Raw genomic sequence first — 24068 nt, 5'->3', positions numbered from 1 at the left:
CAAAAGAAAAAAGCCGACAGTGCGCGCCGTCGACTTCTTTTTTCCCTTATTCCAATGGATTCCCGCCCTCAACGATTCTGCATCGCGACTTTAAGTCCGAGTCCAATATAAATGCCGCCGATCAGCTTGCCGCTCCACCGACCAAGCCAGGATACTTTGTTCACCAGCCGTCCCAGCTGACGGATGCCTAGAGCTATCCCGATTGTGTATAGGGTACCCAGTATGACAAAGATAAGGCCGAGAATAAGGAACTGGGGAACCGATCCTCCCCGCTCCGGATGGACAAACTGGGGCAAAAACGCTAAAAAGAATAGAGCTGTCTTAGGATTCAAAAGCTCCGTCACTATCGCCTGCCCAAAGGACAGCAGAGGCGGCAGCTCCTGAACCTTCGGCAGCGCTGGATCGGACGGCTTCTCGATTAGGGCACGAATGCCCAAATAGATCAAGTAGGCAGCTCCGGCATATTTGACCAATTGAAATGCAATAGCCGAGGTCATCAATATCGCCGAGAGCCCGATTGCAGCGAATAAGGTATGAAGCAAGTCACCGGTTGCGATGCCCAGCGCAGCCATAATGCCGGCCTTCGGCCCGCCTTGAACGGCGCGGGTGGCGGTTAGCAGCACAGCGGGACCAGGCACGAGAAACAGCCCGATAAGGACAGCTACAAACGTACTCAAGGTGGCCCAATCAAACATGAGGTCTCTCCTCCAAATCTAGCATTCGTAAGGAGATTGTACGGAGTGTCTTGCATCTTGTCAATTTGTTATGGTGTCGCAGCAGCAGGCTAAATTCCGCTCTCCCGCCAGATGAAATCCCCAATAGCCTATCCGATCTTGCTTCACAATGAGAGCACCCATCCGTCATATGCGACCTGGATACCGGCCGGCTCGAAGAGCTCCATCAAATCTTCATGCAGCAGCCTTGCATTATGCGAGAAATGCGTAACGACGGCCGGCGCTCCCGGCTTCAACACCCCGTTGGCGTCGAGCCAGGCCTTCGCCTCTATCACAGCCTCGATGTTCATATGATTGTTACGGTGCACACTTCGTCCGGTGGTGCATTCCAGAATCGCCAAATCCAGCTTTTTATCCTGCAGCCAGGCCCATGTCTGTTCGGGAAACCAACCGCTGTCGTGACCGTAAAGGATGGTTTTCCCGTCTTTTTCTATGTAATACAGCAAGCAGGTTTCCCGCTTATCATGATCCGCCAGCAGTGGAACAATTGTCGCCGTTTGGGTCTGGACAGGCTCAAACGGAAGCACCCGATGAAATTCATAGCTGTGGTTGTACTCCTGAAGCGTCTGAAGGCAGAGCCTCAGAGGAAGGTCGTGGCCGTAGACATGAAGGGGGCTACCCCCGTACTGCGCAAACCCTTTGGCCCGAATGACCATATCTTCGGCATACAAGTGGTCGGAATGCGAATGGGTGATCAACAAATCCCGTACCTGGTTCATATGAATTCCATATCGATGAGAATGATATAGCGTATCCGGCGGCAGGTCGATCTTCAGCTCGTTATCGATGATAACGGATGTGCGCGAGCGGATATTTTTCCCTCCGCGTTCACGGGCCTCCTCACAAGTCGGACATTGGCAAAAGAGCGACGGGATGCCTTCAAAAGCCGCCGTTCCGAGAAAATGCACCTTCATAGTTAGGTTCCTCCTTTTATTGGATAGAGCACTTACCATCATCATGCTGGAACCGACTGTTTTTTTCAAGACATTTACAAGGTTTATCATTAGAAACAGGCCTGAGGACCATTAGCTAGGTCTTTTTAAAATATGCTATTATGAAGTGTAAGGGTATATTCGGGTAAGGAGGCCCCTCATTTCATGAGTAAAGGTACAGCCCTGCTAAGGCAGCAAAATGAAAAACGGACGTTGGCGCTCCTTCGCGCAGGACATCACACGTCCAGACAAGAAATCGCTGCCGCTTTGGGTTTAAGCAAAAATACGATTTCATTGATTGTAGATAAATTTATTAAAGACGGCGTCATTAAGGAAGCCGGCATCGATGAACAAGGGGGCGTCGGCAGACCGCGCATCCAGCTGCGGCTGCAGGCCGAAGCGTACAAAAGCATCGGCATCCTGATCCAGCATTCGTACTTTCAGTACGTCGTTACCGATTATTGCTCTACCGTGTTGGACAAGGGCAGCATTCCGATGGACGGGGATGATCCTGATCCGTATATTGAAAAGCTGATTCAGCTGTGCAGCTCCCTTGTAGAGCAGCACCCCGAGGTGCTTGGCATCGGAGTTGCCGTTCCGGCCTTGGTCGATCCGATCGAGGGGGTCGTCCACTTTTCCTCCCATTTAAGCTGGAGAAACGTGCGTCTTAAAGACAGGATGGACGCCAGACTCCCGGTAAAAACCAAGGTGCTGAACCTTGTGAAGGCGGCGGCCATAGCCCCATCCTCCGGGCTTCCTGCCGAGCATGCGTCGAACTCCTTCTATATGCGGATTGACGAGGGCATAGGGGGAGCTCATATCATTGACAGCCAAATTTATAGCGGGGCCAGTTGGACAGCCGGGGAGGTAGGACATTTGTGTGTGGAGCCCAACGGGCCTCTCTGCAGCTGCGGCCAAAGAGGCTGCCTGGAAGCCTTGGTCAGCATTCCCGCGATCATGAGACAAGTACAAGAGCAGCTTCCCGATATCCGGACGGATGCGGATTTGGAGCCGTATCTGTCGAGCCAAGGGGCTGGATCTGCTTCCTTCAATGACCTCATGCGGCGTGCCGGTCAATATGCCGGTATCGCCGTCTCGCAAATTATTTTGCTGCTGAATCCCGGGGTTATCGTCATCGACAGTCCGTTTGAGAAGGTGGAAGCCTTCAAGCAATCGGTGATGTCTTCTGTCGAAAGCCGGGCGTTACAATTTCCGACCGAGAAGACCCGCATACGGTTCATCAAAAGTCATTTTGCCTCCGGCATCGGGGCCGCTTTCGCTGTTATTCTTGATTTTGAAAAGGAATAACAGCTTTTTTCTTGCCATAAAATAAAGTGACAAAATGGTGAATAGATGATTGACACAGGAAATGTAAGCGTGTTAATTTAGTAGTGTTAATTAGTCCTAGTTTAGGATTAATTGTCCGCATCCTATTAAAAATGCAGAGGTGAACTCCATTATGTCAATGTTAGACTGGATCGTGTTGGGGCTGTTTTTCCTTCTCATGGTGGGCATCGGGGTTTGGTCTTTTCGCCAAATCAGCGGTACTCAAGACTTTTTTGCGGCAGGCGGTAAGATGCCTTGGTGGCTGTCCGGCATTTCTCATCACATGTCCGGTTACAGCGCGGCTGTCTTTGTCGCCTATGCGGGTGTCGCTTATACTTACGGGTTCACGCTGTACGTATGGTGGGCCATCCCGGTATCCATAGCGGTATTTGCAGGCGCCGCCCTTATCGCTCCCCGCTGGGCCCGGCTGCGCCAACGGATGAATATCGAATCCCCCATGGAGTATCTTTCCACCAGATATAACGTGCCTACCCAGCAATTGATGGCCTGGAGCGGCGTGCTGCTCAAGCTGTTTGACGTCGGGGCCAAATGGGCCGCCATCGCCGTCATCCTCAATGTGTTCGCCGGGGTCCCGTTAAACCTGGGCATCTTCTTATCCGGCTTGATCTCCCTTATTTACTCAGCTATCGGCGGCTTGTGGGCGGATGCCTGGACCGACTTTGCCCAATTCATCGTTCAGCTCATTGCAGGAATCGCCATGTTCGTCATCGTGGTCATGAAGCTCGGCGGAATGGAAGCGATTACAGGGATTTGGGATAAGCTTCCCCCTTCCCACAGTCAGCCTTTGGTCGGTCCGTATACCTTGGGATTCGTCCTTGCTTACGTTCTGATTGACTTCCTTAGCTACAACGGCGGCACATGGAACCTGGCGCAGCGCTACATCGCTTCTCCGAACGGTTCCGAGGCACGCAAAGCGGCCTTGCTGTCCGGTGTGCTGTATCTGGTATGGCCTCTCATCCTGTTCTTCCCTATGTGGGCCGCCCCCCTCTTCTATCAAAATTTGAAGGATCCGACCCAGTCTTACTCGATGATGACGATGGATCTGCTGCCGCACGGCTTGATCGGCCTGGTGCTGGCCTCCATGTTTGCCCATACGATGGCTATGACCACGTCGGATGCCAATGCCATTACAGCGGTAATTACCCGCGATATATTGCCTGTAATGTCCAAGCGATACCGTTCGCTTAGCGAGAAAGCAGCGCTTCGTGTCGCCCGCGGGGCGATGATCACCTTCGTGGTGCTTACCCTTATTATAGCGGTGTACTCCAGCACCTTCGGCGGCATATTGAATCTGCTTATCGTCTGGTTCGGCGCTCTGGTCGGTCCGATCTCGATCCCGATGCTGCTCGGCTTGATCCCCGCCTTCAAGCGCAGCGATTCTACTGCGGCCATCGTATCTTGGGCGGCCGGGATCGTCACCTTCGTTATCGTCAAATATGTGATTACTGTTAGTACAGCAACACTGGTGGCTTCTCCCGTTGTTGTCTCGGCCATTCTGTTTATTGGCATGGGCTGGCTCAAAGGCAGCGCCCCGGTTGCTCCAAAGGTTGAGGAGCTCCTTCAATCACTCAGTTCCGATACGAAGGAAGCAAATTCTTCAGATCATGGAATGAAAGTTTAAAATGAACCGAATCGCGGGGAGCAAGTACAGTTGAACCGAACCGTTGCAAAACTTGCTCCCATCTACAGGAGGAACTTGCTATGAACAGCATCATGAACGAAGCTTGGGACCCCCGTACGCTGCTGTCATTTTATAAACGCCACCTGCTGGAAGACCTGCTTCCCTTCTGGAAACGTGCAGTAGACCAGCGTCACGGCGGCCTGTTTACCTGCTTTACCAATTCGGGAAGCGAGCTTGTCAGCACAGATAAGTATACCTGGTCGCAAGGACGATTCCTCTGGATCTGGTCACGGATTGCAAGATTAATCGACCAGGGTGTACTGCCAGGGGAAGCTTCTGTCTTTCAACGAGAAGCGGAGCATGCTGCGGCTTTTCTCAAGAACCATGTCGTGCTTAGCAACGGAAATTGTGCCTTTCTCCTGACGGAGGATGGCCGCATGAAGGAGAGCGTTCCGGGCGAGGGCTTTGACACGAGCTTTTATGCGGATTGCTTCGTCGTCCTCGGATTTGCCGAATTATCCCGCTGCAGCGGACGACAGGAGCACGCGAACGACGCGCTCGAACGATACGACCGGATACGGCTTCGCTTGCGGGATGGGCAAATCCGCAGTGAGCCCTATCCAATCCCTCAAGGCTTGAAGTCCCACTCTGTCACCATGATTATGCTGAATATTTCCGAGCAGCTTATGGAGGCGCTGCAGCATTTCCGCCATCCTGCATACGAGCGTCTCAAGAAGGATTGCCTCCATTATGCGGAATCCATCATGACAGAGTTCCGCATGCCCGATCAACGGATTGCCGAGCTGCTCCCTGTCAGCGGCGAGACACCTCCTACCGTTCTATGCCGCCACGTCAATCCCGGCCATACGCTGGAATGCATGTGGTTCGTCATTCAGGCAGCCAGGCAGCTGGGCCGGGAGGATCTCATTACTCAAGCGCTGCCCGTCATTCGAAAGGCCTTTGAGCTGGGATGGGATACGGAGCAAGGAGGCCTGCTGCGCTTTGTCGACCAGGACGGCGGCCCGCCGACAGGCCAGCGGACAGGAGACCCTTACGAAGCGCTGATTCTGGATACATGGGACACCAAGCTGTGGTGGCCCCATTCCGAAGCGCTATATGCCTCTTTATTGGCCTATGAGCTGTCCGGCGATCCGGGCTTCAAGGAGCTGTATAGGCAGACTCATGACTATGTCTTTCGGACCTTCCCCCACACGGACCCTCGGATCGGGGAATGGATTCAGATTCGCGACCGCAGCGGAGAGCCGATGGACAAAGTCGTGGCGCTGCCCGTCAAAGACCCGTTCCATATTATACGCAACGTGCTGCTGATCATCGAGCTTTATTCAGATGCTTCGAGCGCATAAGGAGGCAGGCTATGACAAGATCCTTACATCTCGGAAACGCCAAAGTGGATATTACTCCAGCCATGCCCGTCCCCCTTGCCGGCTTCGCCCACCGTATAGGCACGTTCGAACAGATTGCCCAGCCGTTATACGCGAGAATTCATTGCTTGCAGCAGTCTCGAGATTCAGGCAGCAAGACAACGGTTCTCTTGGTATCGGCGGATTTGATTTGGTGGGGCAGCGACCTTGTGAACCGGCTCTCGCCCAAGCTGCGGGAACGGTATGGCTTGGATTCGGTGCTGCTCCATGCAACCCATAACCATTCCGGTCCCCAGACAAGCGCCTGCTTTACCGATGCTCTTGGCAGGCCGGACCCCGGTTATTTGCTGGAATTGGAGCGAAGGCTCGAGAGCGGCATCGAACAAGCGCTTCAAAGCATGGAGCCCGTTATGATGGAAAGGGGAACCGGACAATGCCGGATCGGACTTAACCGGAGAAAAGACATCGACGGACATATCGAAATGGCCCCGAACGAGAACGGCCCCATCGATCCGGAAGTCACCGTAATCCGGTTCCGCACCCCTGACGGAAGGACCAAAGGGCTGTTCGTTCATTATACCTGCCATCCCACTACGACGGGGGATAACGAAATTTCTCCCGAGTACTGCGGAGCGGCCCTGGAACGGATCGAGCAAGCTCTGGGCAGCGGCGTCACCGGCGCTTTCCTGCAAGGATGCTGCGGGGATATTCGGCCGGCCCTGGTTCAGGACGGTCAATTTTATCGTGGGCACCGCATGGAGGTAGAGCGCTTCGGGAGCTGGCTGTGTGAAGAGGCGCTTCGCATTTGCTGCCAGCCGATGAACGAGCTAGCTCCAGCTTTATTGCCCAGTCACACCCTGGTGCTGCCGCTGCCCTTTCAGTCCGTCCCGACCGTAGAAGAGCTCGAGGAGCAGGCGAAGCTGGCAGACATTCAGGGAGAGCGGGCCCGCCTGCTGCTTGGTCAGCCTACCCGCAGGCAAGGCTCCATTCCGCTCGAAATTACGAGGCTGACTTTGGCAAAGGAGCTTTCCCTTATTACCTTTAATGCGGAAATGGTGGTGGATTACGGTCTTTTTGTAAAAAAAGCCTCCCGCGGAACTATGCTTCCGCTCGGCTACACCAACGGAATGATCGGCTATGTGCCAACGGCGGAGCAGCTGGAACAGGGCGGCTATGAATCACACGGCTCCGTCCCGTATTTCGGGCTGCAGGCGCCTTTTCAGCCGCAGATTGAAAGCCTCATCCGGAATGCCCTAGCCCAAGAGATAAGAGAGGAGATTGAACCATGAACGAAACCATACACCCCTTAAGAACGCAAACCGTCGACCGGCTGCAAGTTCACGTCTACGAGAATAGAGAGCAGCTTGGAAAAGCGGCCGGCAGCGATGTCGCCGCCAAAATGAAGGAGCTGCTCGGCAGCAAGAGCAGCATCCGGATGATTTTTGCCGCAGCGCCTTCACAAAACGAATTTCTGCAGACGTTGAAGCAGGCCGACGGGATCGACTGGTCCTGCGTTACCGTGTTTCACATGGACGAATATATCGGGCTTGCCCCGGAAGCTCCGCAGCGGTTCAGCGCCTTTCTGCGGGAACGGCTTTTTGACGATGTCAAGCCGGGGAACGTCCATTTGATCAACTGCTCGGGTGATATCAACGAGGAATGCCAGCGGTACGCTGGATTGCTAGGGGATGCTCCCATCGATATCGTCTGCCTGGGTATCGGAGAGAATGGTCATATCGCCTTTAATGATCCGCCTGTCGCAGACTTTAACGATCCGGCTCTCGTCAAGAGTGTCGAGCTCGATTTGCCGTGCCGGCAGCAGCAGGTCAACGACGGCTGCTTTGCCAGTCTGCAGGACGTCCCTACCCATGCTCTGACGCTGACCATCCCTGCCCTATTCTCCGGAGCGCACCTATACTGCATGGTTCCGGGTGTCACCAAAACCGCGGCCGTTCAAAGGACGCTGCGCGGTTCCATTTCTACGGAATGTCCTTCTACGATTCTCCGCCGGCATTCGGATTGTACGCTATATCTGGATAAAGACGCATACGGAGACCTCGGTTAGGAGATGAAGGACATGTCGGGAAACGTAACGACGGTAGAAGGAATTCACTACAGGACAAAGGAACCCGTTACGGTTCACATCGAGCGCGGCCGAATCTCGGCTATTCAGCCCTTGTCAACGAAGAAGAAAGCAGCACTGCCCTGGATCGCTCCCGGGCTGGTGGATTTGCAGATCAACGGATACTGCGGATCCGATTTTAATACGATACCGATTGCCGCTGGAGCGGTACAACGCGCTACACGCGGGCTTTGGAAGGAAGGCGTGACCTCTTATTATCCTACGGTCATTACGAACGGGGACGCAGAGATCGAGCAGGCCATGCAGTCTATTGCCCGCGCCTGTGATGAGGATCCTGCCGCGCATGCCGGGGTTGCCGGCATCCATCTGGAAGGCCCCTTCATATCGCCGGAGGACGGGCCCCGCGGCGCACACGACAGCCTGTATACGAAAGCACCGAGCTGGCCTTTATTCCAGCGGTGGCAGGAGGCGGCTCGAGGCCGGATCAAGATCATCACGCTGTCGCCGGAATGGCCGGGATCGGTCGAATTCATTGAGCGGTGCGTGGAGCAGGGCGTGATCGTCTCCATCGGCCACACCTCCGCCTCCCCCGGGCAAATCGACGCTGCCGTCAAAGCGGGGGCGCGAATGTCCACTCATCTGGGCAACGGCGCTCACTTGATGCTCCCCCGGCATCCCAACTATATATGGGAGCAGCTAAGCCAGGACGGGTTAACGGCCTGCCTTATCGCCGACGGCTTCCATTTGCCGGAATCGGTATTGAAGGTCATTTTGCGCACCAAGGGAGAACGTGCGCTGCTCGTCAGTGATGCCGTCTATTTAAGCGGCATGGAGCCCGGCGTGTACGATAATCATATCGGGGGCCGGGTCGTCCTTACCCCTGAAGGACGTCTTCATCTGGCAGACAACCCCGGTCTTCTTGCGGGATCGGTGCAGCTCCTGCCCTGGGGGATATCCCATCTGGCAAGAAGCGGAATGGCAGCGCTCGAGGAGGCGTGGGATATGGCTTCGATACGCCCCGCCGCTTTCATGCAGCTGCCTTCGCAGAACGGGCTCTCCGTCGGTTCGCCTGCCGATCTGGCCCTGTTCGAATGGAACCGTCAGAGCCTCAGCATCGTTCAAACCTATAAGAACGGGAATCGCGTCTTCGATTCCACTACATCCATCCGGGAGGGAAGTCTATGAGCACGGCCGCAATGACCCAATACCTTCATAAAATCATTCAGCATCTGGAGCTGCTTCATCAGGAAGAACAGGCTTCGATCGCCCGGGCTGCCCGCATGATGGCGGAGCATATCAAGCAAAACAAGCTCGTCTATGCCTACGGCCCCGGTGGCCACTCGAACCTGGGCTCGCAGGAGATTTTTTTCCGTGCCGGGGGGCTTATGCATATCAGCGCCATCCTGGACGAAGGTACGCTGCTCAGCGGGGGCGCCCTAAGATCCATGGCCGTCGAGCGGACGCCGGGGTATGCTAATATCGTACTGGATGACTACGGCTTGAAGCAGGGGGATTTATTGATCATTATAAATTCCTATGGCATTAATTCGGCTACGATAGATTCGGCCCTGGAGGCCAAAGCCCGCGGAATTCGAACGATCGGCGTCACTTCCGTCCGGCACGCCCTGGCTACGCCCGCAGACCATGTGGCGCGGCATCCGTCCAAGCACAATTTGCACGATTTGGTCGATATCGTGCTGGATACCAAGATTGAAGTCGGAGACGCGGTGGTGGAGATCGAGGGGCTTGATCAGCGGGTTGCCGCCATGTCCACCTTCGCCAATGCGTATCTCTTAAATTCGCTGGTGGCGGAAACCATCGAGCTGCTGGTCAAGGACGGCATCCGCCCGCCCATCTGGATGAGCGGCAATGCCAGCGGCGGCGATGAATCCAACTCGCGCTTCATTCAGCAGTTTAAAGGACGAATCAAGAAGCTATAGTCAGGCACTCGGTAGAGGAATCTCACAAAGCGGAGCCTTGGAATCGAAGCTTTACAGGAAGTCCCGATATTCTATCTAAAAAAGTCCTTTGGAACTAACCCAAAGGACTTTTTCTATTTACATTTGCAATAATTCAGCGCATAGTGAACCTATACTTGTCTATGCAATCATTTCAGGAGGACAGCTCATGCAAGGTTATAACGTTCTAATGATCTACAATCATAGCATGGATCGGCTGCTCATGTGCAAACGGTTGAAAAACCCGTACAAGGGACTCAGCAATCTGGTAGGCGGAAAAATCGAGACGGGAGAAGCCGGGTTCGAAGCCGCTTACCGGGAGCTGTTAGAGGAAACCGGCATTTCCCAAGAGGATGTCACTTTGCATCATGTGATGGATTTTACCTATTACCTGCAGCAATGCTACGTCGAAGTCTATGCCGGAAGATTGAAGCATGATGTCGCCGTATCAGGGGATGAAAACGAATTATACTGGTCGGACCTGGATCAGGATTTTTTCGATATGTCGCGGTATGCCGGCGAAGGAAATATTGGACATATGATCGAACAAGTGAACATGTACAAGGAGATCCTTTTGACGGATTAATTCCGCTCTTGAAAGACCGGCCGGGTAAAGATGAGATTAACCAGCACGACGAGGCCTGCTCCGATCAGCGTTGCCGTTATTCGGTCCAGAAGCGCTAGACCGTCGAGCGGTTTTCCCGCGTCCATCAGCAAAAAAATAAGCGGGGTCATGGTTGCGGAGTACAGCAAATAATTCCGCGCCTTCAACCACGGTCTCAACCCGGCAAGCAACCCCACCGCCACGACGACCGCCCATTCAGGCAGCGTATAGGCAAAGAGCGCACTGACGGCAGCTACGCCGATGACGGTGCCGGTTACCCTTTGAATCGTTTTGACCGGTACCGGGTCCGCTTTCCGTTCCGTCAAGATCGCCGCAGTCAGTACGATCCAATAAAAATGATGCCCGGGCCATACCCACCGGATTCCCTCGGCTAGACCAAGACAGCACCCTAATCGAAGCGTATACTGCCAGCCGGACAGCTGAGTAAGTGACTTTTTCCACCTGGAGAGGGCTTGGGAGGCTGTCGGCATCCGCTTGAGATCTTCGGCCTTGGGAGCCTTAGGCCTCATCCGGTTCAGCAGCGACTCTACGGCAAGACTGGTACCGGCACGCCATGCGGCCCCGGCCGGAATAAGCAGAAGGAACACTCCAGGATGGGGCGCACCGCTGAATACGTTCATGGCGATGGCCAGAAACAGAATAAACCGGGTCGTCGCGACGACCCAGCTGCGGCTGTAGCCTCCCATCACGGCAGCCAGACAGGCCATGAGGATGAACAGCACATCGGACAGCCAGCCATGACCGGTCAGGAGCAAAGCCAGGAAAGAAGCGGCCATCGTCGGCAATACCGCGCCTGCCAGCTGTCTGCCCTGCGCCAAAAGGCCCGGGCGTAAGCCTATTTCACCTATGGTAATGCCTCCTAGTGCAGCTATCATTCCAAGAGGCAGATGGCCCCATGCGGCGAAGAGGCACACAGGAACGCCCATCCCTATGCAGGAGGAAATGAGCTCGGCAGGTTCCACATTCGCCTCTCTCGACCATTGCAGGGCTTGCTGCCAATGATTGTTTCTATCCGGCTTATCCACGCTTCACGTGAGCATAAGGAGCTTTATCCGACACAAGATTCAAGACGATGCCGTGCTCCAATAGCGCCTTAAGCCCGCAAAGCACAATCGTAAACCCTTCCGTCGATCCTATTGCCTGCTTCACGACATCATCCGCTTCGCCTTGAAAGCCGGTATTGGTAATCGTAACGAAGGTTTCCTTCTCTCCCCTGGAAGTAAAGATCCACTCCACCCTGGACCCGAAATGGATGAGGATGCGCTGATTCTTCTCGATCTCCAGCACTTCAACCTCTGCGGATGCTCCATACATGTCCCATTCCCACTTGACCCGTGCCCCTGGCTCCAGTCTTCCGCTGCTGTGGGTAAACCAGAATTTCGTAGTCACTGCAGGATCAATGAAAGCCTCAAATACTTCTTCAACCGGTCTCCGTATCAGCATTTCCGCCTTTGCAACCGGCGCCTGATTATTCCATGCCGCCATTTTGGATTCTCCCTTCAGCTTCAAGATTCATCTAACGAATATCATACCATACGGAGGTAAAAAATAGAGAACTGCCTGTCCGGCAGCCACTCCGTTGAAAAACCTGCGAGGTTTACAACCATTGCAATGTAAAACCGGCGGGGAATCCCACCCTCCTATTTCGCATATTTCCCGCTATACAGGTGCTCAATATTCATGGAAGAGCATCATTTTATAAAGCCTCTCGCTCTTAAGTCCTCCTTATTCAGCAGAACGCCGTCCTTGGAGTTCATAGCGCGCAGGATTCCTTGTTCTGTCTTTAAAAATTCGGGCTGCAGCTTCTTTACGCCGTTCAACGGGGTGAAATCGAGCTTGGCTTATGTAAATATACCATATATTAACATAACGTTCCGTGAACTTTAAGGTTAGTAAGCTATTGGAAATACAAAAAAATCCGTTCTGTACGAACGGATAGTTTGTCGAGAAACCTATACATGCTGAGAAAACCACAATGATCCCACTCCAGGGGCTCCCACCTGGCATAATTCGATGGGATCCAAGCTCCCTGGGCCTCTAAGCAAATTTCGAAGACGGTGAATCGTTAACTGTGCAGCCCCCCCTCCAGCCGGGGCCGCTGACGGTAATGACCGATCGGAATTTGGATCAGGCTGGTCTTCCCTTGCCCGGTCAATGAATACAGATCATCGCTATTCTCCGAACTGAAGCCGAGCAAGGGCCTCCCTCCCATGCCGATGGCGGACGCCGCCAGCAACAAGCCGTGCACAAGCATACCCGCTTCCATCTGCTGCATGCGATACCCGCGATAACCAAACGCTGATCGATAATAGTTCCGGTTACCCACCACATGAATACATATCGGCACTTGAAATAAATTGACGTTATGCAGAGACATTCCCTCCTGCAGCCGCAGCCGGTGGTCTCCCGGAGCGATACAGCGCAGTGCATGCTCCGTTCTATCGTAGCGGTAGGCTCCGTCCGGAATCCCCTCCACGTTATACAAACAACAATACAGCGATACAAGGGGATCGGACCGGCACGGACTTTGCGAATCATTGGGATAGGCTAACCTATCGGCCGCCTCTCGTAGAAGCACAGCCAGGTCTGACGATGTGACTCTCTTCAGAACAAAATCCGATTCCGGCGAATACCGCTGCCGGCAAAGCGATGCGAGATCATAGGACAACCGTTCCACTTCAGGCAGGTATACGGCCCTCAACCCGCTATCTGCATGCTTCCCCGCCCCCGCACAGCATAAGGAGTCCGTTGATTCCAGCATGGACGCGGCATTCATCGCGGTCAGCACAGGAAACTCCTTGACGTTCTGTGAACGTACGTAGTGATCCGTCCGAATCCAAGGCAGCTCCCTGCATAACTCCATTGCGGTGCTCCCATCCTGTCCCCTCATTCCGTCATGCATCCAGGTCCTCACAGGCTCTGCCGATAAAGGGATGACCGCGTAGACGCTCTCCTCTCTGTCGGATAGCCCGAGCAGATGATTAACCCCCCGGTCCAGAAATTGATAATACAAGGCCGATTCGTACCCGAACTGCCGGGCCGCTTCGCGGAGCTGTCCGATCAGGACTCCCGTATCCAAGCCTTGCAGCCGATAAGCAAAGTTGTGATATTTGTAAAAGTTTTTCCAAAACATAACGGAAACCATAACGGCTCCGCAGCACCCCTCCATCTCGCATTGGCCGCCGAGCGCCCGGGTCAGGTAAGCATCGAAATTCCCCTCCCGAAGCAGAACCAGCCGGTGGTGCGCCGCATCGTAATGGTATATTCCCTCCGGGACATCCGACGTCTTCCAATATACATAAAGTTCATTCGGATACAATCCGCCGCCAGAAGGAACGAAGCGCCGGTACATCGGGACCTGGGTGCCTCCATACATCGTGACGCCCGCAGGAAACTGACTGACTCGGGTCAGACCGTATGCATACCACAGCAAATGGCCTAAGGATAACAAATCAGGAAAAGCCCTCGTTGGACGATCAGTCAGCGATAGAGGCATTTCCGCCGATAAAGGAACAACCGGCAAGCCGCGATACAGCTTGTAGGTCAGCGGCGCATCCTCCCAATCGACTTCCCAATCCGGCGGCCGGGACTCATCATTTGCCGTATGGAGGCTGTGCAGGAATCGGTCCAGACTCATCATTTTTCCTCCTCACGGTTTAGGGGAACGGGTGCGGATGAGGATTAAGCTCCTCAGGAAGTAGTGGCCGCTTTGTATAGCCTAGCTGCTGCGGGACCTTCAATACCCGGTCCAGCCCTGTCAGTCGGACGAGATGATGGCCGAACGTCATCGGAAGCATGCCTGGAATGAGCACCTTGACACAGTGCAGGTCGTTGCGCTTTAACTCCGGGGTCGTTTGATCGACTACGATGACATCGAGCTGCAACCGCCGGAATGCTTGAAGGACGTCTCTCAAATCATCCGTCAAATCCGGGTGCTCCGGCGGACGTTTGAACTCTTCCTCAAACGTCCTTAGAGGCCGATCCCCTGCTAGCAAAAAGTGAAGCCGTTCCTCGGCTTCCCGCAACCCGTACAGCATAGAATGATCCTCCATACCGCGCACCAGCGACGGATCGTGAAGCATTCGGGCATACTGTTCCCGATTCTCCTCGAATTTTCCGTTCAGCGTGAGCATCATCCCCGATAATTCATGAACCGAGCTTTTCGCAGCGCGAACGGGATCGGGGTGAGCCCCTGCGGCGCAAATCAGGTTAAGTCCGTTCGGCTTCGTATTTTTGGCCAGCGCCCAAACGCTAGGAATGCCGTTCTCCATCGTCGCGTTATACAGCAATACGTCAAAGCCCGCTACCGTCTTCAGGCGGTGAAGCATGAGCTCCAGCTCCGAATCACCCGCGGAAAAAGGATCGAGCCGGGGCAGCGGCAGCCTGGCATACCAGGTTAACAGGAACGAATCCCGTTCCACGACCTCCATAATGCCGTAAAAAATGGCTTCCTCCAGACTGCCGCCCAGCGCGCAGCCGTTCGAGGTCTCGTAGACAAAGCCTCGTCCGCAGGGCGAGGTATAATAAGCAAGCTGCAGCGGGACCAAAATTGGGCTTTGCCTGCCAAACGAATAGCCCCATACCCAATCCATCGGGTCATCGGGGTGAAAGGGCTTGAACGGAAAATGAGGCCGTTCATACTGCTCTGTGGCATACAGTCCCGCTGCCGCAGGATGCAGGGCGCGATCGGCCAGATTGCGGTAGCTTTCCCGGATCACCAGCCTTTTGCCGCGAGGCTCCATGCCGCAGTATCTCTCCAGCCCCTCCATAATGGCGGTCAGCTCGCTGTGCGCATATGAATGCGTTCGCCCCGCCGTCACCTCGTCATGATCGAACATGGGAAGATTGACACTGACATCGGCAAACGGAGATACAAAATCCATCATTTTTCCGTTCAGGAAGCCGGTCTTGATATCCAGATAGTCTTGAACCAGAGCTCCCGCCAGATCTTTCAATGACTTGCTCCGGAAGCTTGCTCTGTCCACCTTGGGACTCGGCTGAAGGGTTATTTGGGCTCCCGCCGGAGTATCTTCGGGCAGCTGGCTGCAGACCGGGCATAACGGGTCTGGCAAAAAGAAGTGACTTGAAGCTCTCAATGATTTCATATCCAGGAACAGCATCCGTTCTTCCAGCCGGGAACGTCCGCCCTCAAGCACTGCACGGCATTCCTTCAAGATCAGATGTGCCATCTGGAGCAATCCTGTCCGGGATGCCCATGCATCATGCGGAACTCCGCCATGCTCCGTCAAGCGCTGCTCCAGCATCCACATTTCCTTGCGGTCTCGTCCCGCCATCAGATGCCGCGTGTCGGCGCACTGCGAGCATCCGGTCAGGCCGGGTCGAACCAGCGGGCCTATCATCCCTTCGCCGAAGGCGACGAACCCGCGAAGCCAAGGGATGCCCGAGGAGCGGAGCACCTCTTCCGCTTCTCGATGAAGTAACGGATGCCATGCATCGCTCAGCACCAGGGCAAGCCCCATTCCTTCCGGCACTCCCTCCTTGAAATCACTTCGACGCGCCAGTCGGCACAAAGAGGACAGCTCGCCGCATACAAGCTCCGCCAGCTGGCCTTCTCCGATAACAGCTACCCCGGTATTCATCGGGATCCCCCCTCTCGCAGCAGCACACCGAATACGCCTTGCAGCTCTTCCTTCAAAAACGGCTCCACAGCCAAATCGACTACAAAGAGCTGCTTGCCCTGGCTGCTAATCGTCTCCAAAGCTTCCCGCATGGACCTGGAATGGGACCATCCTTCTATAGAAGGGAACGTGATTTCGCCCGGGACTTCCCTAACAATACGCACGGACGAAGCTGTCTGCACCTGATCCGCAGGAGGGACAGAGCCGTTTTGCAGCCCTAACAGCGCACCCTGCAGCGCCTTCCGCAGAGCCGCCGTCTTATTCAAGCCGCTGCCGCCGTACCAGCCATCGGCAAACCCAACCCACACGGCAGGAAAGCCTGCTATTTCCTCTCCGAAGGCGATCACAGGGTCCCTTCTCCAGGCGGACAGCTGCTGCAAATAATACCGGCACCGTTCGTCTTCTACCCTGCCGGCCGGCACTCGTGCCGCGGACGGCACCCGTTCCCTGAGCTGCATGGACTGTTGTTGGGACAAATGAGCCTGCAAGCCGCGTACAATTCCTTCCGCCCGGGTTGCCCCCGCGCCGATTCCAATCACTTCGTTGGTATGTACAAGCTTCTCCGCCCATCTTGATACATACGCCTCAATCCCTAGTAATCCCGCTTCCCTGCGGGCTTCCTCATGCGTCAGCCCCACTCCGATCTGCTCAGGCAGCAGAGCCGCGGGCCCTTCCGACAGCGGATCAACCGCTTGAACGCGGCACTGGGACAGGGGAAGCTGCCTCAAGTCTCCCTCCTCCCATAAATGGAGAATTCCTGTCTGAGGTGAAGTTAACCGGCTCATATACGATAGCAGACGGTTGGGGTCCCCCTGGACCAAGATCTCTTCCCTGCCGTCAAGCTGCAGATCCGGCGCCTGAATCGCCCGATTCGTCTCGAAGCCGTTCACCATGGGATGAGGGATGAAGGAATGCCAGCTTCCCTCCAATGTTTCCAGATCCAACAGAAAGAATGAATTTCTTGTTTCAGATTGTCCGGTCATCGACTTGAACAGCTCAAATACGATGACATTCGCGAGCATCGCCCCTGCCGTGGTGGAGAAGGAATGAAGCTCAGGGTCCTTCCATACAGAGGCTGGATGCACCCGGCGCCATGCCGACTCCCAGCACCCCTCGGAACCCGGATGCACAACAGGTCCTGCCATGCCTGTTTGATGCAGGCACATAGCCGGCAGCAAAAGCTTCTTCTCTGTTTTGCATACATCGTGAAGAAGCCGGAATTCATCGATATCCCCTTTTTGGGACACATACACGATGGATTGGTATGGCTCTACCATCTCTCTCCAGCCGTCGGCTCCTTCCTTTCGCTGCTCAATTTCCCTAACTTCGACCTCCGGATCCGTACGGCGGGCTTGATTGGCCAGCTCCACAATCCGCTCCCGGTTCGTCGGTACTGATTCGGTTATGAGCATATGGATTTTAGGAAGACCCGACTCCAACAGCGCAGCGACCAGCGAAACGAACATGGGCCCGGACCCGACCGCCAATACGTCAGCCTGACGATAGCATTGGAACCGGTACGCGCCTGAATCGCCGAAGCTTTCCAAAAAAGCGATTTGCCCCGCGAACTTTTTCATAATCCCATCCGTTAATTGATGCGGAATGTCTTGACTTACATCCCGAACGAACCCTTTTCGGTACAATACTTCGGCAATTTCATACACCCTTTCCAGATGAGGGCTCGACAAGCCGTTCGTCAAATCCGCCATCGTATGCTCCCCGTTAAACATGGGGACCAGCTTTTCGATCCATCGGTCGATCATCGCGCCTTCCATGCGGAAGGTACCGACATTGTTGCGGAAATACACACCCTCATCCGGAACCGGGAGAAAAAACGTATCCTCCTTTACCTTAAGTCGCGCAGCAGGGGTTATACTGGTCATTTCACTCCTCCTAACGATTGCGAATTGCCAGTTTATGGTACAATGTATTGTATATTATATGTAGGCAGTTTCGTCCGACATGCCTTGCCATGAAGAAAATGCCCCTGACAACATCATGTTGTGAGGGGCATAGTTCCTCGGCAGGACTGCCGAACGTTGACAACTCAGAATCTAATGGCTTAACGGCAGCGATGGCCGCAGAATCCACCGCAGCGGAATCCTCCGCAACGGAAACCACCGCAACGGAATCCTCCACAGCGAAAACCACCGCAGAAGCCGCCACAGACGCCCGCACAAAAGCCGCTGCAAAACACACCACAAAAGCCGCCGCAGAATCCCGCACAAAAACCGACACATAGCCTGGACGGGTCGTTAGGATCCGCACCCATTGGGAATGGAGCTGCCTGGTACTGGCTTTCATCGACCCAAGGGGTCATGTCGCTCGCTTGAAATTGGGATACATTCAGTTGTTGAAGATCATTTTGGAATTCATTCATCGGGTAAAACCTCCAAATATTTTTTTCTGGTTGCGAGTGAAGGCAGGAAGGAAGGTTCGATCGCTTCTGAAACATAATTCCAATGTATGGAGCATCTCCGCTTTTGTTACTGAGTCAACCGCCCATTTTATGGGCATTTGTACCAGAGCAAGCTCTCGATGCTGCAGAGTGTTGATTCAAGAGGGAGTTCGCAGGGCATCTTGCGTTGCAAATGAAAAAAGATGACTCCCGGTCACTTCGGAAATCATCTATTGGAACAGCTTATATGAAAAATGACTCAAACCGCATACGCCTGAACTAGCTCGTGAATCGCCCGCTCCAAATCCATTTTAGAACGATACTACCCTTCCAGGTTATCAAGCTGCAATTTATGAATAAGAAAATCGGCATCGGGAATTTCCCATCTATTTTTTTCAAGGCTGGGATCCCAGCCGCTTCCCAACGCATACCGTATTAAGCTGGCACAAACACTAGGCTTATGAAACGTTACAGACCAGGCCGCCGTCCAGGAAAACGACATCTGGCAATACGACGTTTTGGTGCTTGCGGGATAGATTTTGAATATGACGGCTTCAAGCTGCGGGGTTTGATCGATGATGCAATGAAATAAACGTCCCTCTACCTCGATATTCTTTATTTCTTTCGTAAAAAGCTTCATAGAACAACTCCCATTCCGAATCGGCTTGCCATCCTGTAAGTTGCTGCTATTGCACTGGCTTAAGAACGCGCCGCCAAATACTTGGAACCAAGCTGCAGCAATGCCTCCTCAGTCCGTACAAGAGCTTCCGAAAGCTTCAAGAATGAATGCAGCCTTTTGCGTGCCGCATCGAATGTTCCCACTCCTGCTGCTGAACGGCCAAGATGATGGATATACGACCCTATATACCTCAGTCTGATAAGGCTGGGAAGCATGCCGATCTCCTCAGCGGTTAACGAAGCCTGTTCGCTGTATCCGGAAATTATGCTTTCCGCCATGTTAAGAAAGGAACTCTCCTCTTGAACGAATGACATTAAGCCTACAGCAAGTTCCATCGCTCTGACGTCCGGTGAACAAAATTCAAAGTCCAATATACCGGAAATGCGTCCATCGTGAATCAACATATTGCTCAATGCAAGATCGCCATGCACCAACTGATGAGGCATTCGTGAAAAGCTCTCTTTCTTCTTTTCCATCGAAACAACCTCTTGCAGCATAAATTCCGCAGCCCGAGCATCCTCCGGGTCCGCCGGCCGAGACAGGCTTTCATGTAGCATCTCTTTGGAAATGAGAGGATGAACCTCATATAAATGATAGGAGCCTCCGCGGTATGGCGGCTTGCCGGAAACTTCAATGGAGCCCAGGGCAACCGACAGCTCCCCTGCAGCCCGCCCGAACCGATAAGCATCCTCCGGACGGGGCCGATCACCCGGAATGCAATGAAATAATACGCCGAGCTTTCCGTTATCCATCCTCGTAATCCATTGTCCTTCTTGATTATGTACAGGGGCAGGGACTTCAAAGGATAGGTCTTGCCGCTTCAATGAAGCCAGCACGTTCAGCTCGAATTGAATGGGCTGCTCGTCATGGCGGTTATCGTAGATGCGGAAAACGTACTTTTGTTCTCCTGAAAGCACATAACACGTAGTGTTATTCACTCCATAAGGGACGGGCTTCGTCCTTATGTCCTGGTCCTTATGAAAATACGCCTTTCGTACTGCCGCTTGGATAGCCTGTTGCTGATCCACTTTGTTTCCCTCCGCTCTGTTAATCCCCCGCTGTTACGGGAAAGGCGCTTTCTATCAACTCCAGCTCGGTTACGTCCAGTTCCCAGCCTATAGCATTTCTATTATCTCTTATATGTTCGATGCCGGCGGCCTTCGGGATGGTCACCATGCCTTCCTGACGGAGGATCCAGTTTAGCGCAACCTGATGAGCCGTCCTCCCGTGCCTGGCTCCGATCTGCTCAAGAATGGCTCTTTCTTTCGTACCGGGTGCTGGAAAGCCTTTCTTGCCAAACACCTCGGGAGCATAACCGAACGGGGAATAGCCCATAACGGTTATTCCATTGCTTCGGCAATAAGGCAATATATCCTTCTCGACCGATCTATCGTTCAGATGATAGCCTACCTGATTGCAGGCCAGGGGATGCTTGCCCAAAGCGCGCTGCGCTTCCATCATCAGCTCAGGGCTAAAATTGCTGACCCCAACGTACCGGACCCAGCCTCTATCGACTAATTCGGCCATCGCGCTCATTGTCTCCGCCACCTCGAACTGCGGGCTGGGCCAATGCTGCAAATAAAGGTCGATATAGCCGGTTCGCAGCCGTTCCAGACTGGCCTCCGCCGCCCGCAAAACTCCTTCGTACGAGCAATTCTTGGCGGACACCTTCGTAACCAGGAAGACCTCCTTGCGCACGTCCGCAATTGCCTCGCCTACGATGCGCTCCGAGCCGCCTTTGGCATATTCCTCTGCCGTATCGATCAAGGTCATCCCATTTTCCAAACCAAACCTTAAGGCTTCGATTTCTCTCGCAGCGTTACTCGGGTTCTCCCCGAGCTTCCAGGTTCCTTGACCGATTACAGGAATTTGTACGTCCGTCACTCCTAATCTTCGGTATAACATCAAGCCTCATCCCTTTCCATGGATTAACAGCGTTGGTGTGCTCACTTTATCGTTTCGCTTATGATGCAAGGCTAAGCCGTCCGCCCCCATTACACTTGAATCTTATGCTGGAACCAATTCATGAACAACTCTGTTATCGCTTTCATCGCTCACTGTAATGTAGATATCTCGATAGATCTCACGTAGCTGCCCTGCATAGGTACGAATAAAGCCTATATTGCCGCCGGCAGGATCATGAGTAGGACAGATCAATGCAATGTTGTTCATATACCATTTCTCCTTGCTTTGTTTATTCCAAACTCATCTTCCATTCAGGGTTGGTATTATTTTACAAGCCGGTCTTATAAGGCAGCAAGAGGTTTTTTGATTATAAGTAAACTTACCTGAGGAGGAACCAATCAGTGGAACAAGAGGCTGGATACCGATAGGACAAAAAAGAGCCGCCAGCACATTAGCATGTTGACCGCTCTTCTTGGGATCATCACTTGCTGTCCGGAAGCAGCAGGATTCGTTCCTTCACTTGCGCATCCGGCTCGGGATATTCCAGTGGCAGCTTTCGCAGCTCATCGACTATGATGCTTAGAACAACATAATCACGGTACCAGCGATGATTCGAAGGGATGATATGCCATGGAGCGTGTTTGAAGCTGCAATTATTGAAAACATCCTCGTATGCCTTTTCATAGGAATCCCAGAAATTGCGCTCCAGCAAATCATTAGGATCGAATTTCCACATTTTGGACGGGTCTTGTAGCCTTTGCTCGATTTTGGAGATTTGAAAGTCTTTGGATATATGGAGAAAAAGCTTAATGACTACGGTGTTATGGTCGCTCAGCAGCTTTTCAAAATGCTTAATGTGCTTAAAGCGCTGTTCTGCCTCTTCATCATCGATCTGTTCGTGGACGCGGGTTATGAGCACATCCTCGTAGTAAGAACGATTGAAGGCGGTGATGTAGCCCCGGGCAGGCACTTCCTTGTGGGTTCTCCATAAAAAATCATGAGCTGCTTCATCCGTCGTCGGTTTTTTAAACGAAACCGCCTTGAAGCCCTGCGGATTCACACCAGACAGCACCTTTTTAATAACACCGTCCTTGCCGCTGCAATCCATCCCTTGAAATACAATAAGCACCGAATATTTCTTTTGGGCGAATAGCATGTCCTGCAGCTGCTGCAGCTCCTCCTTCAGCTTCTCCACAGCTTCAGCGGCTTCTTCCTTACTCGCAGCTAATCCCGTATCCTCCGGATCGTATTGACTTAGCTTCTTTTTCTTTCCGCGGGGCCAGATGTAGTTTTTCAGCACAAGATCAGCCTCCTGAAATATCCATAGTTTTACAAGAATGTAACCTGTCTCAAATCTAGGCTGCAGCCAATTTCTCTGATGTTTTTACCCTTTCAGCTGTGCGGGCGAAAAGGAGTTACGGGATGAATTTGTCATAGCCTTTCGGATCAAGCAGCTTGGGATCCAAGCCGGTTTGCTTCACGGCCTCTCCTTGGATCGACGAATTGCAGGATCGGCATACATAATATTTGGTTTGCTTGGTTTTGATCTTCCTATACTGCGGGTCGCTAGGATCAAGAAGAAATTTGCCGTTGCAGGTAAAGCATTGAACCTCCAGGGCCATCGAAAGACCTCCTCCGCCTTATGCGTTACCTCTCTAGTATCCCATATTTTTCCACACTTGACTGTGACCATTATTTGAACCTGCCGGTGAAAAAAGACTAACGGAGCGTTCTGCGGCGAACACTCCGTTTATTCTCATCAGCCTAGACGTACAGGTACTCCCCGCTCGGCAGATTGAAGAGCAGCTACAGCAATCGCCTGTGTTTTGACCGCATCTTCGTACGTGGATAGTATGCCGCTCGTATCGCCTGTCCGTACGGCATGAAGGAACGCTTCATGCGCGCGAACGTAAGCGTTGCTCTGATTCTTATATTCGCACACTATCGTTTTGCCGATATCCTTCAAACCTCCCTGTGTCAGCTCCATAATGCCTTGATCCGTATACAGATGCAGACCTGTCGGCCCTCCTGCAGGAAGCATGCACGTGTTCGAGATAGTCGCTACCGCGCCGCTCGCCAGCTTGATCGTCACCGTTCCGACATCCGGGGTCGTTACTCCCTCTTCCACGGTATGCATAAAACGGCTGCCGTAGGCTGCGTACACTTCCAGCGCCTCGCCCATCAGATAGCGCATCAAATCGACGATATGCGTCGTCTGCTCGATGAACTGCCCGCCGGAGCCGTCCTGCTTGCGCCACCAAGCCACCCGTGGCATTCCGCCCATCCAGTAGCCGAGACCCATCCCGATCGTACGCTCGGCTAACACCGCCGCCGCACGCTGCGTGGAATCCATATACCGGAAATGATACCCGACGGAGGTAATCAGCTTTTTCTCCTGAACCTTTTGCAAAATCGCGTGAGGAAGCTCCAGATCCAGCCCCACCGGCTTCTCTACGAAAAAGGGGATGCCCCGCTCAATCAACGCGGTTTCGATTTCTCCATGAGCCATCGGGGGAACGCAAATGTAGACGGCGTCCAGGGACGTCTCGTCCAGCATCCGGTGAATGCTGTCGTAGCCTTCGGCTCCCTGCCACTCAGCGGCTAGCCGATCCGCCTTCTCCAGGTTCGTCGCGCAGAAGGCCCGTATTTGCACTCCATCCATTTTGGCCAATAAATTGCAGTGAAACTTCGTAAAGCCTCCGGTGCCGACAAATCCGATTTGCAGTGTCATCGACTCACTCTCCCCTTAATGATTCCATCATGCT

22 protein-coding genes are annotated in these 24068 nt (G+C 53.5%); 8 read left to right on the top strand and 14 right to left on the bottom strand.

All coding sequences use genetic code 11. From position 1 onward, the window contains the following. Positions 1–68 precede the first annotated feature (68 nt). A complete protein-coding gene (locus tag B1728_RS20315) occupies positions 69–695 on the bottom strand; it encodes a LysE family translocator (RefSeq protein ID WP_079912220.1) in 627 nt (208 codons plus the stop codon). Between the two features lie 143 nt (positions 696–838). Continuing rightward, complete coding sequence (locus B1728_RS20310; protein ID WP_079912219.1) at positions 839–1648, bottom strand: MBL fold metallo-hydrolase; 810 nt, start codon at positions 1646–1648, stop codon at positions 839–841. Positions 1649–1831: 183 nt separating this feature from the next. On the opposite strand from B1728_RS20310, the gene B1728_RS20305 reads away from it, so the two are divergent. The 8 genes from B1728_RS20305 to B1728_RS20270 all read left to right on the top strand — a co-directional run bounded on the left by B1728_RS20305 (position 1832) and on the right by B1728_RS20270 (position 10643). Further along, complete coding sequence (locus B1728_RS20305) at positions 1832–2974, top strand: ROK family transcriptional regulator (protein WP_079912218.1); 1143 nt, start codon at positions 1832–1834, stop codon at positions 2972–2974. A gap of 151 nt (positions 2975–3125) precedes the next feature. Then, positions 3126–4634, top strand: coding sequence for a sodium:solute symporter family protein (locus B1728_RS20300; RefSeq protein WP_079912217.1), 1509 nt, complete (start codon positions 3126–3128; stop codon positions 4632–4634). 80 nt (positions 4635–4714) lie between these two features. After that, positions 4715–5998 (top strand): AGE family epimerase/isomerase, encoded by a 1284-nt coding sequence (locus tag B1728_RS20295; protein ID WP_079912216.1) that lies wholly within the window; start codon positions 4715–4717, stop codon positions 5996–5998. An 11-nt stretch (positions 5999–6009) separates the two neighbouring features. Beyond that, positions 6010–7305 carry a neutral/alkaline non-lysosomal ceramidase N-terminal domain-containing protein gene (locus tag B1728_RS20290; RefSeq protein ID WP_179136111.1) on the top strand — a complete coding sequence of 432 codons (1296 nt, stop codon included), beginning with the start codon at positions 6010–6012 and terminating at the stop codon, positions 7303–7305. Further along, positions 7302–8081 carry a glucosamine-6-phosphate deaminase gene (locus tag B1728_RS20285; RefSeq protein ID WP_079912214.1) on the top strand — a complete coding sequence of 260 codons (780 nt, stop codon included), beginning with the start codon at positions 7302–7304 and terminating at the stop codon, positions 8079–8081. Before B1728_RS20290 ends, B1728_RS20285 begins: the two co-directional genes overlap by 4 nt. Positions 8082–8093: 12 nt before the next feature. Continuing rightward, positions 8094–9284: an N-acetylglucosamine-6-phosphate deacetylase gene (locus tag B1728_RS20280; protein ID WP_079912213.1), complete on the top strand. Its 1191-nt coding sequence runs from the start codon at positions 8094–8096 to the stop codon at positions 9282–9284. Beyond that, on the top strand, positions 9281–10039 hold the full coding sequence (locus tag B1728_RS20275) for a sugar isomerase domain-containing protein (protein WP_079912212.1): 759 nt from the start codon (positions 9281–9283) through the stop codon (positions 10037–10039). Before B1728_RS20280 ends, B1728_RS20275 begins: the two co-directional genes overlap by 4 nt. A gap of 187 nt (positions 10040–10226) precedes the next feature. Next, complete coding sequence (locus tag B1728_RS20270; RefSeq protein ID WP_079912211.1) at positions 10227–10643, top strand: NUDIX hydrolase; 417 nt, start codon at positions 10227–10229, stop codon at positions 10641–10643. On the opposite strand, the gene B1728_RS20265 is transcribed toward B1728_RS20270, so the two are convergent. The 12 genes from B1728_RS20265 to B1728_RS20210 form a co-directional block, all read right to left on the bottom strand. Continuing rightward, positions 10640–11707, bottom strand: coding sequence for an FUSC family protein (locus B1728_RS20265; protein ID WP_144027934.1), 1068 nt, complete (start codon positions 11705–11707; stop codon positions 10640–10642). The genes B1728_RS20270 and B1728_RS20265 overlap by 4 nt on opposite strands. Next, positions 11700–12167 (bottom strand): SRPBCC family protein, encoded by a 468-nt coding sequence (locus B1728_RS20260; protein ID WP_079912209.1) that lies wholly within the window; start codon positions 12165–12167, stop codon positions 11700–11702. The genes B1728_RS20265 and B1728_RS20260 overlap by 8 nt, the downstream gene beginning before the upstream one ends. Positions 12168–12747: 580 nt before the next feature. After that, positions 12748–14319: a SagB family peptide dehydrogenase gene (locus B1728_RS20255; protein WP_079912208.1), complete on the bottom strand. Its 1572-nt coding sequence runs from the start codon at positions 14317–14319 to the stop codon at positions 12748–12750. A gap of 19 nt (positions 14320–14338) precedes the next feature. Further along, positions 14339–16282 (bottom strand): TOMM precursor leader peptide-binding protein, encoded by a 1944-nt coding sequence (locus tag B1728_RS20250; RefSeq protein WP_079912207.1) that lies wholly within the window; start codon positions 16280–16282, stop codon positions 14339–14341. Continuing rightward, positions 16279–18204, bottom strand: a complete 1926-nt coding sequence (locus B1728_RS20245; protein ID WP_079912206.1) for a putative thiazole-containing bacteriocin maturation protein — start codon at positions 18202–18204, stop codon at positions 16279–16281. Before B1728_RS20245 ends, B1728_RS20250 begins: the two co-directional genes overlap by 4 nt. Before the next feature lie 837 nt (positions 18205–19041). After that, entirely contained in the window at positions 19042–19359 is a 318-nt protein-coding gene (locus B1728_RS20235) for a hypothetical protein (RefSeq protein WP_079912204.1), read from the bottom strand. A gap of 59 nt (positions 19360–19418) precedes the next feature. Further along, positions 19419–20426 (bottom strand): phosphotransferase, encoded by a 1008-nt coding sequence (locus B1728_RS20230; RefSeq protein ID WP_179136110.1) that lies wholly within the window; start codon positions 20424–20426, stop codon positions 19419–19421. Positions 20427–20445: 19 nt separating this feature from the next. Then, positions 20446–21303: an aldo/keto reductase gene (locus B1728_RS20225; RefSeq protein ID WP_079912202.1), complete on the bottom strand. Its 858-nt coding sequence runs from the start codon at positions 21301–21303 to the stop codon at positions 20446–20448. A 102-nt stretch (positions 21304–21405) separates the two neighbouring features. Next, positions 21406–21570: a hypothetical protein gene (locus tag B1728_RS36365; RefSeq protein WP_179136109.1), complete on the bottom strand. Its 165-nt coding sequence runs from the start codon at positions 21568–21570 to the stop codon at positions 21406–21408. 214 nt (positions 21571–21784) lie between these two features. Continuing rightward, entirely contained in the window at positions 21785–22603 is an 819-nt protein-coding gene (locus B1728_RS20220; RefSeq protein ID WP_079912201.1) for a PPK2 family polyphosphate kinase, read from the bottom strand. A 115-nt stretch (positions 22604–22718) separates the two neighbouring features. Beyond that, a complete protein-coding gene (locus B1728_RS20215; RefSeq protein ID WP_079912200.1) occupies positions 22719–22925 on the bottom strand; it encodes a DUF2197 domain-containing protein in 207 nt (68 codons plus the stop codon). 137 nt (positions 22926–23062) lie between these two features. Continuing rightward, positions 23063–24034, bottom strand: coding sequence for a Gfo/Idh/MocA family protein (locus tag B1728_RS20210; RefSeq protein ID WP_079912199.1), 972 nt, complete (start codon positions 24032–24034; stop codon positions 23063–23065). Positions 24035–24068: the final 34 nt, after the last annotated feature.

The organism is Paenibacillus sp. 32352 (assembly GCF_002042965.1).
Taxonomy (GTDB): domain Bacteria; phylum Bacillota; class Bacilli; order Paenibacillales; family NBRC-103111; genus Paenibacillus_S; species Paenibacillus_S vulneris.
This window is presented reverse-complemented; position numbering and strand designations above follow the sequence as displayed.